Here is a 12,646-nt window from a genome sequence, read left to right as displayed (position 1 = left end):
GCACGGACGGGCGCCGCGCGGAGCGCGTGAGTCGGTCCGGGAAAGCCCCTCCCCGAACCGGCGGGAATCGGCGACGATGGGGGTGCACGTTTCCCCTGTCGAACGGACGGTCCACGATGCCCGCCACGCCGCAGCCCGAGAACCCCGACCAGTCCCCTGCGGCAAGGCCCGTGCGCTGCCCCTCCTGCCGCCGGGAGCACAGCTACGAGCCACCGGAGCTGCCGTGCCCCTGCGGCGCCAAGCTGAAGGTGCCGCTGCTGCGCGGCGGCACCCCGGTCCAGGTGCGCTACCGGTCCTGGTCGGACTCCTGGCTGAACATGCGCTGCCCCGCCTGCGGGCGCTCCGAGGAGTGGCCGCAGCCGGAGTTCACCTGCGGCTGCGGCGCGACCGTGCGGATGCCGGTGGACACCGCCCGCCGCGCGGTAGCGGTCCCGCCGACCCGCCCGGCGCCCGCCCGGCCGGTCCAGGCCGCGTACCCGGTGCGCCCGGTGCAGCCGGTACAGCCGCCGGTGGCCAAGCCGCAGCAGCCGGTCGGCCGCCCGCCGTTCGTGCCGCGGCCGGTGCGGACCGCGGACGACGCGGTGCTGGCCGCCAGCCGCTTCCTGGAGTGGCTGGGGCACGACTCGCTGGAGGTCTCCGACTCGCAGGACCGCGAGGGCGTCTGCCTGCTCGGCCCGAGGATCGTGGCGCAGGTCGACACCTGGACCGAGCCGGCCGACCTGCGCGCGGTCGAGTGCCTGTGGCTGAACACCCTGCACGCGGACGAGCTACAGCCGGTGATGTTCACCCTCGCCGGATACAACCAGGAGTCCCGCAACCGCGCCGACCAGTTGCTGGTCGCCCTGTTCGAGCTCGACCTGGCCGGGATCCCGCAGCCGGTGAACTCCGCCGCCCGCGACTTCCTCCGCGCCAGCGGGGGGAATTGACCCAACGGGTCTGGTCCGCGATCTGGCGCGGTTCCCCGGGCGCGTGTTGGAATTCCGTCACCACCGGCCAGCAGCACGGAGGGGAGCAGTCCTTGTCGGACCAGCGGAGGGCGCGGATCGAGGACTCGCACGAGGACCCCTACCAGGAACCTGAGCATCCGGAACCCGACGCGGACACCGTCTGGCTGCTCCGCTCGCGCGGCTGCTGGGCGGCGGCGGCGGCGCTGCTGGAACCGGAGGCCGCGCACTCCCCCGGTGCGGCGCTGGCCCGCGCCGAACTCCTGATCGAACAGGCCCGGTTCACCGGGCACGGCTGGAGCGCCGCCGAGAGCGCGCTGCGGCTGGCCGAGGCCGGGGCCCGGACCGGCGAGGAGCGCTCGGCGGCGGCCTGCGCCCGCGGCTACCTCGCCTACGCCGCCACCCTGCTCGGCGTCCACGACCGGCTGGACGAGGCCCAGGCCGCCCTCGGCCGGGCCTCGGCGCTGCTGCCCCCGAACGCGTCCGGTCGCCCGCTGCTGGACTTCCGGCGCGGCCTGGTCGCCGAGAACCTGCTCAAGGACCCGGCCGCGGCCCGGTCCGCCTACCGCCGCGCCCACGCCGGGGCCGAGCAGCAGCGGGACGACCTGCTGCTCTCCGACACCTGGCGGCACCTCGCCTCCATCGCCCGGCAGGACGGCAACCTGGCCGGGGCCAAGCACGGCTTCGCCGAGTCGCTGCGGCTGCGCGAGCTGACCGGCTTCGCGGTCGGCCTGGCCCCGGCACTGGCCTCGCTGGCGGACGTCTCCCCCGGCGCCGAGGCGGCGCTGCTGCGGGCTCAGGCGTCGCGGCTGCTGCGGGCGTTCGGCGGGGTCCCGGTGGAGTCCGCCGGGCAGTCGCCGGGACGCGCGTAGGAGGTCACCACCAGGCCCCGGACCGGAACCCGGGCACAGACCCGGAAGTCGGCGGCGAGCACCCGCAGCATCGCCGCGTCCTGCCGGGTGCCCTCAGGCACCCCGCTCCCGGCGGTGCGCACGGTGACGATCCGGGTCAGCCGGTCCATCCGGGCGGTGATCGTCGCCGGAGGCAGCTCGACCCCGCCCAGCGTGCCGGAGGAGGCCACCGGAGCGGACAGCGCCAGGTCCCACAGTCCCGCGTAGTCCGCCGGGTACACCAGCGCGGACTCCCGCCGGGCCGAGGGCAGGAACAGCACGCCGTCGCCCGGGGCGCCCAGCTGCCGTACCGCCCGGGCCGCCGCCGCCAGGTCGTCCGGACGGGCCTGCGGGGTGCGCAGGTGCAGCTCCGTCGGCAGCAGGAGCAGCAGCGCCGCCGGGACCGCCAGCAGCACCGGCCAGCCGCCGATCCGGCCGCCGAGCCGGGCCGGCGCCGCGCCGACCAGCAGCGCCAGACCGGCGTACTCGAACACCACGTAGCGGTCCAGGTAGACCGGGTCGACCAGGGAGACCAGCAGCAGCGCCGCCTGCGGCAGCACCAGCAGCGGCAGCGCGAACCCGGGCAGCGAGACCCCGCCGGGGCCCGGCGGGGTGCCCGGCGCGCGGCGGCAGGCAACCGCGCAGAGCCCGCCGACCAGCGCCGTCCCGGCCGCGAACAGCACCGTGCCGGTCCCCGGGAAGGTGATCCAGGCGACCTGCTTGGACTGGCCGGAGCTCAGCCACAGCAGCGGCGCCAGACCGGCCAGCACCGCGCCGAGGGCGACCGCCCAGCAGGCCGCCACCCGCCGCGGCGGGCGGGCCGCCAGCACGGTCACCCCCTGCGCCAGCACCGCCAGCACCGCGAACTCGTGCAGCCAGCAGGTCAGCAGCGACACCGCCGCGTACCCCGCCCAGCGGCCGGTCCCGGGCCGGTCCAGCGCCCGCAGCAGCAGCAGTCCGGACGCCACCACGCCCGCGCAGACCAGCCCGTACGAACGGCCCTCCTGCGCGTACTGCTGCACCGCCGGGAACACCGGGAAGGCCAGGCCCGCCAGCAGCCCGGCGCGCGGCCCGGCCAGCCGCCGCCCGAGCAGCGCCACCCCGGCCGCCGCCAGCGCCACCCCGAGCACCGACGGCAGCCGCAGCGCCACCAGCCCCGACGGGAGCAGCCCGAAGACCGCGTGCATCAGCAGGTAGTACAGCCCGTGCACCGCGTCCACGTGCTGGACCAGCTGCCACAGCTGTCCCGGCGAGCGGTGGGCGACCTGGTAGGTGACCGCCTCGTCGCCCCACAGGCTGTCGTCCCGGCGGATCCCCCACAGCCCGAGCCCGAGCGCCAGCGCCGCCGGGGGCAGCGCCACCGCCGCCCACCGGCCCCGGGCGGGCGCGCCGACCGGCGCGGACCTGGCCTGCTGCCCCTGGACGTCGATCATGCTCCGCTGCTCCCCCGCGCTCTGCCGCCTTCCCTCGACCGTATCCCGGGTCATTCGTGCCGCAGCGCGCCGGGGCGCATCAGCCGCAGCAGCGGCGGCAGGCTGAGCGCGGTCACCAGCAGCACCGACAGCGCCCCGAGACCGGCCATCAGGCCGACCCCGCCCCAGTCGAAGGAGACCGGCAGCGCCGCCAGGTGCAGCAGCACCCCGCCCAGTGCCAGTCCGCCGGAGACCGCCAGCAGCAGCCCCAGCGCCATCGGCAGCAGGCTCTGCCACAGCACCGACAGGGCCAGCACCCGCCGGGCCGCGCCGAAGGCGTACAGCACCGCCAGTACCCGGCGGCGTTCCCGCAGCTGCTCCAGCATGCCGACCAGCAGACTGGCCGCGATCAGCAGCAGGGTGACCGCCGCGCCGATGGCCAGCGCCCGGGAGACGATGCTGAAGTTGTGGTTCACCTGCTGCTCCTGGCCCGGGAAGGAGACCACCGCCAGCGGCGAGACCAGCGCGGCGTCGGTGCGCAGCTGGTCCAGCGCGTCCGGTCGGCCCTGGTCGTAGTCGATGTAGACGGTGGACCCCTGGGCGCCCAGCAGCGCGGTCGGCACGGCGCCCGGGGTGGCCAGGAACTCGCCGACGGCGCCGCCGTCGGCGTAGTCGGAGCGCAGCGGGTCGGGCCCGGCGGTGACCGCGGCGGTCGGTGCCGGGAGCCGCCAGGCCGGTCCGGGGTCGCCGCCCGCGGAGAGGCCGAAGCCGACCCGGCTGCCGGTGCGGAACGACCCGGTCGGGTCGGACCGCCCGGCGTGGGCGACGAAGAAGTCCCCGTCGGCGCAGTGCGGCAGCGCGGCGAAGGCCCGCAGCGTCTCGCAGTCGGCGACCACCAGCTGGGCCATCGCGTCGCCGCCGCCGACCAGTTGCACCCGGGTGAAGCCGAGGGCCGCCTTCACGTCCGGGCTGTCGCGGAAGCGCGCGGTCTGCTCCGCGACGGTAGCGGCGGCCTGCGGGAAGGTGACCTGCGCCTGGTAGCCGGTGGTCTGGGCGGGGGGCAGCGGCGGCGGGGCGTACTCGGTGGCGACCCCGGCGAACAGCGCCTGGAGCGCGATCGCCCCGGCGACGGCGACCACGATCCCGCCGACCGCGTTCGCCGCCGACCCGCTGTGGTGCTGCAACCGGCGCACCGCCAGCTGCCAGGACAGCGCGCCGCCGCCGATCCGCCGGGTGACCGCCGCCAGCAGCCACGGCAGCAGCGCGGCCACCCCGGCCAGCAGCAGCACCAGGCCCCCGGAGGCCAGCGCCACCCCCTGGTTCTGCTGCAAGGTCGACGGGTCGCGGACCGCCCAGAGCAGCACCGCCAGTCCGCTCCACGGCAGCAGCAGCCGCCACCACAGCCGCCGCCCGCGCTCGCCGCCGCGCCGGACCACGCCCAGCGGGTCGACGCTGACCGCGCGCATCGCCAGCAGCGTCGCGGCCACCGCCAGCACCGGCACCGAGACCACCACCAGCGCGGCCGGCAGCGGCTGCGGGCTGATGTCCCGGGCGAAGAAGCTGACCCCCTGGACGCTGAGGGACTGCGCCCACTGGCGTCCCAGCAGGAACAGCAGCACCCCGGCGGCCAGCCCGAGCAGCGCCCCGGCCAGCGACTCCCCGGCGGCCACCCGCGCGGTCATCCGCCGGTCCGCGCCGCACAGCCGCAGCGCCGCGAGCCGCCGGTCCCGCTGCTCCCCGCCGAAGCGCGCCGCCGCGCCGAGGAACACCCCGACCGGCGCCAGCATCACCACGAAGCCGACCAGGCAGAGCAGCAGCAGCACCGGGCTCATCGGCTTGCCCGGGTAGTAGTGGCCGTACTGGTCGATCCGCACCGCGCCGGTCCCGAGCGACAGGTGGTCACTGCCGAGGACGAAGGACAGCTGGCCGGGGCCGAGCAGCCCGGCCTGCCCGATGCCGCCGGTGACCGGGTACGGCAGCCGCGCGCGCAGCAGCGCGCTCCCGGGGGCGCTCAGCAGTGCCTTGAGCGCCGGGGAGACCACCATCCGCCCGGGCGCCGGATACGCGGCCACGCCCGGCGGCAGCGGCGCGTCCGGGCCGTCCGGGTGCACCACCCGGCCGCGGATGCTCTGCCCCTGGAACACCGTGTCGGCGTCGCCGATCAGCACACTGCGGCTGGTCGCCGGGGCGGTGTCGGAGCCGTAGAAGGTGTCGTACTGGCTGTACAGGCGTTCGTTGCGGTGCTGCGCCATGCCCGGGATCGCGGCCACCGCGAGCAGCAGCGCCACCCCGAGGCCCACCGCGAGCGCGGACAGCAGCAGCCGGATCCTGGCGCCGCGCCCGCCGGTGCACGCGAGCCGCATCCCGAGCAGGTAGTGGCTGAATTGACTGACCGTCACTTTGCTTCCCCTGGCGCTCATACCGCCGCCGCCAGGTCGCGGGTCCGGCCGTCGCGGACGATGATCTCGCGGTCGGCGTAGGCAGCGACCCGGGCGTCATGGGTGACCAGGACGACAGCGGCGGAGGTCTCCCGGGCGGTCCGGGCGAACAGCGCCATCACCCGCTCGCTGTTCAACGAGTCCAGCGCGCCGGTGGGTTCGTCCGCGAAGACCACCTTCGGCCCGGTGACCAGGGCGCGGGCCACGCCGACCCGCTGCGCCTGGCCGCCGGAGATCTCCCCGGGCCGCTGCCGGGCGAGGTCGGCGACCTCCAACCGGTCCAGCCACTCGGCGGCGACCGCCTCCGCCGCCCGCCGCCGCTGCCCGTTCAGCCGCAGCGGCAGCGCCACGTTCTCCAGGCAGCTGAGTTCCGGAACGAGTTGGGCGAACTGGAACAGGAAGCCGAAGTCGCTGCGCCGCAGCGCGCTCAACCGGGTGTCGCCGCAGCGGGTCAACTCCTCGCCGCGGTAGTCGATGCCGCCCTGATCGGGGCGGACGATCCCGGCCAGGCAGTGCAGCAGGGTGGACTTGCCCGAGCCCGACGGGCCCATCACCGCCAGGAGTTCACCGGCCGCCACCTGGACCGAGGCCCCGGCCAGCGCCGGGGTGGGGCCGTAGGCCTTGTGCAGGTCCTCGGCCCGCAGCAGTACCTGACCGGTCATCGGCGGGTCCGCCCTGCCGGTCATCGGCGGACCCGCCCGGCCGGTCATCGGCGGACCTCCGTGGCGAGTTCGTCCAGTCGGGCGGCGGTGAGTTCGAGCCAGCGCAGGTCGGCTTCGAGGTGGAACAGGGCGTGGTCGCAGACCAGCTGGTCGGCCAGGTCGCCGTCGAGCTTGCGCCGGGTCAGTTCCCGCATCAGGCGCAGGTGCTCGCCGCGCTGGGTGTCCAGGATGTCGGCCGCCGGGCGGCCGGTCAGCAGCGCCAGCACGACCTTGGTGTAGAGGGTGCTCTGCAGGTAGGGCTCGGCGGGTTCGGGCCTGCTGAACCACTGTTGGACGTCGGTGACCCCGGCTTCGGTGATCGTGTACCGCTTGCGTTCGGGCCCTTCGCCCGGTTCGACCGATTCGACCTCGATCAGGCCGTTTTTCAGCAACCGGGAGAGCGTGGCGTACACCTGTCCGTAGTGCAGCGCACGATCGTGACCAAATCGTTGATCATAGGCGCGTTTGATGTCGTAGCCGTGGCTCGGCTGACGTTCCAGCAGGCCAAGGATGGTGTGACCGAGTGACATGGGGCGACTATACACAACGCGTATACGCTCAGCGCATACACCCGTCCTAGTGGATGCGACCTCAAAAGCCCCACCTGTAGCCTGGAGTTGGGCCAGTATGGTTTCCGCCTCGGCGTCTGCCGAGGGGAGCACTCACCGGCGGTACACAGGCGGGGCGGTTTCATGAGACTTTCCGACATAACGCTGGGCTGGGGGATCACCGCCGTCGCGGCGGTGCTCGCCGTCGCCGGCGTGGCGACCCTGCTGCGGTCACGCGGCTCGGCGGTGCGGGACAACGCCGACTCCTGGGAGCGCGGCGAGGAGCGCCGCCGCAAGAAGGAGGCGCTGTACGGCAGCGCGTCCTACGTCCTGCTGTTCGCCTGTGCGTCGGTCGCCGCCGCGCTGTCCTTCCACGGGCTGGTCGGCTTCGGCGTCGAGAACCTGAACCTGACCGGCGGCTGGCAGTACCTGGTGCCGTTCGGCCTGGACGGCGCGGCCATGTTCTGCTCGGTGCTGGCGGTCCGCGAGGCCAGCCACGGCGACGCGGCGCTCGGTTCGCGGCTGCTGGTGTGGCTGTTCGCCGCCGCGTCCGCCTGGTTCAACTGGGTGCACGCGCCGCGCGGCATCGACCACAACGGCGCCCCGCAGTTCTTCGCGGGCATGTCGCTGTCGGCCGCGGTGCTGTTCGACCGGGCGCTGAAGCAGACCCGTCGGGCCGCGCTGCGCGAGCAGGGCCTGGTGCCCCGCCCGCTGCCGCAGATCCGCATCGTCCGCTGGCTGCGCGCGCCCCGGGAGACCTTCGCCGCCTGGTCGCTGATGCTGCTGGAGAACGTCCGGACGCTGGACGACGCGGTCGAGGAGGTGCGCGAGGAGAAGCGGCAGCGGCTGCTGGACCGGGAGACGCAGCGCCGGGCCTCCCGCCACGAGCGGGCCCAGCTGCGGGCGCTCGGCTCGGGCCGCGCCTGGTCGCGCGGCGGCGACGACGGGCGGCAGATGGAACTGCCGGCCGTACCGCACCCGTCCACCGGCACACCCGCGCCGGTACCGGCGCCGACGGCCGCCGAGCGCGACCCCGTCCCGGCGCCGGTCGCCGCGGAGCCCGTCATAGCCCGGACCTTCGACCTGACGGCCGAGGACGACACGCTCACGCTGCCCCGGCTCGACTCGCTCGAACAGAAGCTCAAGGACTTGGAGCGGCTCTACGGCTGACGCCGCGTCAGTCCGTGGTGCCCCATGGGCCCCGCCCCGCCTGGACGTTCAGGCCGGGGCCGGGGCCCATGCCAGTTCGAACCACATCCGTTTGCCGCTGCCGCGCGGGTCCACGCCCCAGGCGTCGGACAGCGCCTCCACCAGCATCAACCCGCGTCCCGAGGAAGCCTGTTCGCCGGGGGTGCGGCGCTTCGGCCACAGGTCCGAGTCGTCGTCCACCTCGACCCGCAGCCGGGCCGGGCCCACCTCGTCCTCCTGGCACTCCTGGAACAGCCGGGCGGTGAGCAGCGCGTCCCGGTCGGTGTGCACCAGCGCGTTGGTGATCAGCTCGGAGGTCAGCAGCTCCACCGTGTCGGCCAGTTCGCCGACACCCCAGCGCCGTACCGCGTCCCGCAGCTCCCGGCGCACCTCGGAGATCCGAGCCAGGTCCGCCTGCGGGATCCGGCGGCGCAGCGTGCGCGGCCGGTGCCCGTCCGGGCCGTCCCAGCGGAGCAGCAGCAGCGCGATGTCGTCGTCCCGCTCGTGGCTGTCGGCGGCGGTCGCCTCGATCCGCTCGGCCAGGGCCTCCAGCGCGCCCGGGCCCTGCGGCTGCGGTCCGGCGATGGCCTGCCGGATCCGCTCCATGCCCTGGTCCAGGTCGACCGAGCGGGTCTCCACCAGTCCGTCGGTGCACAGCAGCAGCAGTTCGCCGGGGTCCAGCGTGAACCGGGTGACCGGGTAGGTGCTCTCCGGGTCGATGCCCAGCGGCAGCCCGCCGGTGACCGCCTGGACGGCGCAGCTGCCGTCGGCCCGGCGTACCAGCGGGTCCAGGTGCCCGGCGCGGACCGCGTAGACCGCGCCGTAGTCGACGTTGACCTCCGCGTACAGGCAGGTGGCGAAGTGGCCGGTGTCGAGGTCGGCGAGGAAGCGGGAGGCCCGGGCCATCACCGCGTCCGGCGGGTGCCCCTCGGCGGCGTAGGCCCGCAGCGCGATCCGCAGCTGCCCCATCACCCCGGCGGCGTGCACGTCGTGGCCCTGGACGTCGCCGATGACCACGCCGATGTGGCCGCCGGGCAGCGGCACCACGTCGTACCAGTCGCCGCCGATCTGCAGGCCGGTCCCGGCCGGGAGGTAGCGGACGGCGGTGGTGAAGCCCGGCAGCGGCGGGATCCGGCGCGGCAGCAGCACCCGCTGTAGCCCGGCGGCGAGCTCGTGCTCGGCGTCGTGCAGCCGGGCCCGGGCCAGCGACTGGGCGACCATGCCGCCGAGGGTGCCCAGCAGCGTCCGGTCCTCGGCGTCGAGCTCGCGGTCCTCGTCGAAGGAGATCACGCAGACGCCGAGCGGCCGACCACTGGCGACCAGCGGCAGGAACACCCAGGAGCAGCGGGCGGTCTTCTCGGCCAGCGGCCAGGCCCCCGGGTAGCGCTCGCGGTACTCCCTCGGGCTGCCGAGGAAGACCGGGGTGCGGGTGCGCAGCGCTTCGGTGGCGGGGTGGTCGGAGTCCATCGGGATGTGGTCGGGGGCCCTGGCGTCGTCCCGGTAGCCGATCGACCGCTGGATCTGGATCCGGCCGTTCTCCAGCACCGCCAGCACCAGCCCGTCCGGCGGGATGCCGGGCAGCGGCAGCTCGGTGAACACCCGGGCGACGTCGTGCACGCTGACGGCGTCGGACAGGGCGCGGGCGGTCTCCTTGATGAAGCGGGTGCGCTCCTCGCGCAGTACGGCCAGATGGTCGGCCCGCAGCCGCTTGTTCAGTTCGGCGGTGGCGTCCCAGACGAAGCCGACCATGTGCGCGGCCAGTCCGTCCGCGTCGGCCAGTACCCGGGCGCGGAAGCGCACCGCGTGCATGTCGCCGTTGGGGAAGACGGTGCGGTAGTAGGCGCCGCACTGGCCCAGCTCGGAGACGGCGCGGCGGACCCGGCGGCGGACCACCGGCCGGTCATCGGGGTGCAGCAGTTCCAGGAACGACTCGCCGTCGAACTCGCCGCCGGGCATCCCCGGGGCGCTCTCGGCCTCCTCCGGGCCGATCCCGATGATCCGGCGGGCCAGCTCGTCGGCCACGATGACGTCGGTGCGGATGTCCCAGTCGAAGGTGCCGATGCCGTTGGCCGCCATCGCCGGTTCCAGCCAGGTGGCCGGGCTCGCACCGATATCGGGATACCCGGACGGGCCACCGCCCAGCGTGGACGCGCCCGGCACAGGCCAGGGCGGCTGGGGTACCGACACCATACTGCTCCCACCGCTCTCGGCCGCTCGGGCCCGTCCGGTGCTGCCGGAGACAGCGTCCGGGTCTACGTGTGTTTATCCGTACTTCCGCACTTCATCCTGTCGGATGAAGTGCGGGACGGCAATGGCGGCGTGCGGAAGCAGGGCTTCCACTGACGGGATCCGGTCGATCACGCACGGGTGACAGCGCGGCCCCGCACGGCGTGGATCATCACTGTACGGATAACACCAGATCACGGAACCATCTCGATGAGGGTATCGTCCCTACCTCTGAGCGGCGCGGAGCCGACGCCAGTCGTCCGAAGGGGTGGGATTGAAGATGAAGGTACTGATCACCGGCGGGGCCGGGTTCATCGGCAGCACGATCGCATCCGCCTGCCTGGACCAAGGGATCACCCCAGTCATTCTGGACAACCTGGTGACCGGCCGCCGTGAGTTCACCGAGGGCCGGGACTTCTACGAGGGCGACATCGCCGACGGGCCACTGGTTGACCGGATCTTCGCGGACCACCCGGAGATAGCCGCCACCATCCACTGCGCGGCGCTGATCGTCGTCCCGGAGTCGGTCTCCGAACCGCTGCGCTACTACCGCGAGAACGTGGCCAAGACCGTCGCGCTGGTGGAGCACCTCCAGCGCAACGGCTGCGACCGGCTGCTGTTCAGCTCCTCCGCCTCGATCTACACCCCGGGGCCGGACTTCGCCGTGGACGAGTCCTCGGAACTGGACCCGCTCAGCCCCTACGCCCGCACCAAGATGCTGATCGAGCTGGTCTTCAAGGACACCGCCGAGGCCACCCGGCTGCGGGTGCTGTCACTGCGCTACTTCAACCCGATCGGCGCGGACCCGCTGCTGCGCACCGGGCTGCAGACGCCGCTGCCCTCGCACGCCCTGGGCAAGCTGATCGAGGCCCGGCGCTCGGGCGAGCCGTTCCGGATCACCGGCACCGACTGGCCGACCCGCGACGGCAGCGGCATCCGCGACTACGTCCACGTCTGGGACCTGGCCCGGGCGCATGTCGCCGCGCTGACGCGCTTCGACCAGGCCCTGCCGCCCGGCGGCAACGGCTGCTACAACGTGATCAACCTCGGCACCGGGGAGGGCACCACCGTCCGCGAGCTGATCGCCGCGTTCGAGGCGGTCACCGGCGCGCCGCAGCCGGTGGTGGAGGCCGGACCGCGTCCGGGCGACACCGCCGGGGCGTTCACCCGCAGCGAGAAGGCAGCCGAGCTGCTCGACTGGCGGCCCGAGCTCAGCCTGGAGCAGGGCATCGCCGACACCCTCGCCTGGTTCGCCCACCGCGAGTCCGTGCTCGCCCCGAGCTGACCACCCGGGCCACCGCACCCCGGCCACCGCACCCCGGCTACCGCACCCCGAACCGCCCGGACGCCCGCGCGTCCGGGCGGTTCGGCGCTCCCGGCACCCAGCGGCGACACCGCCGCCGGCGCGACTCGGCGGCGCGACGCTGGACATCGCCCGTGCGGCGGGGTCTAATGCTGGCAGAAGTTTGAACAGCGTTCTAAACCCTTCCGACTCCTTTCACACCCTTTCGACCCCTTCCGACCCCAAGGGCGAGGCACCGTGCGACTGACACCGACCGAACGGGACCGGTTGCTGATCTTCACAGCGGCCGAACTGGCGCGAGCCCGGCGCGCGCGGGGCGTGCGCCTCAACGTCCCCGAGGCCACCGCACTGATCGCGGACACCGTCTGCGAGGCGGCCCGCGACGGCCGCCGCCTCGCCGAGGCGATCGAGGCCGGGCGCGGCGTGCTCACCGCGGACGACGTGCTGCCCGGCGTCCCGGACGTGGTGACCACCATCCAGGTGGAGGCGGTGTTCGACGACGGCACCCGGCTGTGCGTGATCGACGACCCGTTCCGGGGCGCGGGCTCGCTCGGCCCGGACGCCCCGGGGGCGGCGCTGCCCGGCGAGGGCGCGGGCTACCAGCCGTCCACTCCCCCGGTACGGCTGCCGGTGTGCAACACCTCGTCCGTGCCGATCACGGTGACCTCGCACTTCCACTTCTTCGAGGCCAACCCCCGACTGGCCTTCGACCGCGCGGCCGGCTACGGCCTGCGGCTGGCGATCCCGGCCGGCTCCTCGGTGCGTTTCGATCCGGGCGCGACCGTGGAGGTGGCGCTGCGGCCGATCGCCGGGGACCGGGTCGCCATCGGCTTCGCCGGGCTGGTCGACGGCCCGCTCGACGCCCCCGGCGCCCGCGAGGCGGCGCTCGAAAAGGCTCGCGCCACAGGCTATCTGACGCAGTATCAGGAGGCGGGACAGTGACCGCGAGCCGCTTCGACGCGCAGGGCTGCCACGGCCGCCCCGGCTTCTCCCCCG

At 74.4% G+C, this 12,646-nt stretch carries 10 protein-coding genes; 5 read left to right on the top strand and 5 right to left on the bottom strand.

Annotation, left to right across the window (positions count from 1 at the left end):
• The first annotated feature begins 116 nt into the window (after positions 1–116).
• The gene (locus GXP74_RS10935) at positions 117–926 is read left to right on the top strand and encodes a hypothetical protein (RefSeq protein ID WP_182451294.1); all 810 of its coding nucleotides are present in this window, start codon (positions 117–119) and stop codon (positions 924–926) included.
• Positions 927–1,111: 185 nt separating this feature from the next.
• Positions 1,112–1,816 carry a hypothetical protein gene (locus tag GXP74_RS10930; protein ID WP_182456363.1) on the top strand — a complete coding sequence of 235 codons (705 nt, stop codon included), beginning with the start codon at positions 1,112–1,114 and terminating at the stop codon, positions 1,814–1,816.
• Here the strand turns inward: GXP74_RS10930 and GXP74_RS10925 are convergent.
• From GXP74_RS10925 to GXP74_RS10910, 4 genes are read right to left on the bottom strand one after another with little or no spacing between them, the layout of a single operon-like run.
• Positions 1,741–3,267, bottom strand: a complete 1,527-nt coding sequence (locus GXP74_RS10925) for a glycosyltransferase family 39 protein (RefSeq protein WP_182451293.1) — start codon at positions 3,265–3,267, stop codon at positions 1,741–1,743. The genes GXP74_RS10930 and GXP74_RS10925 overlap by 76 nt on opposite strands.
• A gap of 50 nt (positions 3,268–3,317) precedes the next feature.
• Positions 3,318–5,645 carry an FtsX-like permease family protein gene (locus tag GXP74_RS10920; RefSeq protein ID WP_225447851.1) on the bottom strand — a complete coding sequence of 776 codons (2,328 nt, stop codon included), beginning with the start codon at positions 5,643–5,645 and terminating at the stop codon, positions 3,318–3,320.
• Between the two features lie 17 nt (positions 5,646–5,662).
• A complete protein-coding gene (locus GXP74_RS10915) occupies positions 5,663–6,346 on the bottom strand; it encodes an ABC transporter ATP-binding protein (protein WP_182456362.1) in 684 nt (227 codons plus the stop codon).
• 44 nt (positions 6,347–6,390) lie between these two features.
• Positions 6,391–6,915, bottom strand: coding sequence for a PadR family transcriptional regulator (locus tag GXP74_RS10910; protein ID WP_182451291.1), 525 nt, complete (start codon positions 6,913–6,915; stop codon positions 6,391–6,393).
• Between the two features lie 162 nt (positions 6,916–7,077).
• On the opposite strand from GXP74_RS10910, the gene GXP74_RS10905 reads away from it, so the two are divergent.
• Positions 7,078–8,103, top strand: a complete 1,026-nt coding sequence (locus tag GXP74_RS10905; protein WP_182451290.1) for a DUF2637 domain-containing protein — start codon at positions 7,078–7,080, stop codon at positions 8,101–8,103.
• Positions 8,104–8,151: 48 nt separating this feature from the next.
• Here GXP74_RS10905 and GXP74_RS10900 read toward each other — a convergent pair whose 3' ends face one another.
• On the bottom strand, positions 8,152–10,308 hold the full coding sequence (locus GXP74_RS10900) for a SpoIIE family protein phosphatase (protein WP_182451289.1): 2,157 nt from the start codon (positions 10,306–10,308) through the stop codon (positions 8,152–8,154).
• Between the two features lie 319 nt (positions 10,309–10,627).
• On the opposite strand from GXP74_RS10900, the gene galE reads away from it, so the two are divergent.
• Both galE and GXP74_RS10890 read left to right on the top strand, forming a co-directional pair.
• Positions 10,628–11,632 (top strand): UDP-glucose 4-epimerase GalE, encoded by a 1,005-nt coding sequence (galE, locus tag GXP74_RS10895; RefSeq protein WP_182451288.1) that lies wholly within the window; start codon positions 10,628–10,630, stop codon positions 11,630–11,632.
• Between the two features lie 255 nt (positions 11,633–11,887).
• Positions 11,888–12,592, top strand: a complete 705-nt coding sequence (locus GXP74_RS10890) for an urease subunit gamma (RefSeq protein ID WP_182451287.1) — start codon at positions 11,888–11,890, stop codon at positions 12,590–12,592.
• Positions 12,593–12,646 lie beyond the last annotated feature (54 nt).

Origin of the sequence: Streptacidiphilus sp. P02-A3a (genome assembly GCF_014084105.1) — a bacterium.
Classification (GTDB): domain Bacteria; phylum Actinomycetota; class Actinomycetes; order Streptomycetales; family Streptomycetaceae; genus Streptacidiphilus.
This window is presented reverse-complemented; position numbering and strand designations above follow the sequence as displayed.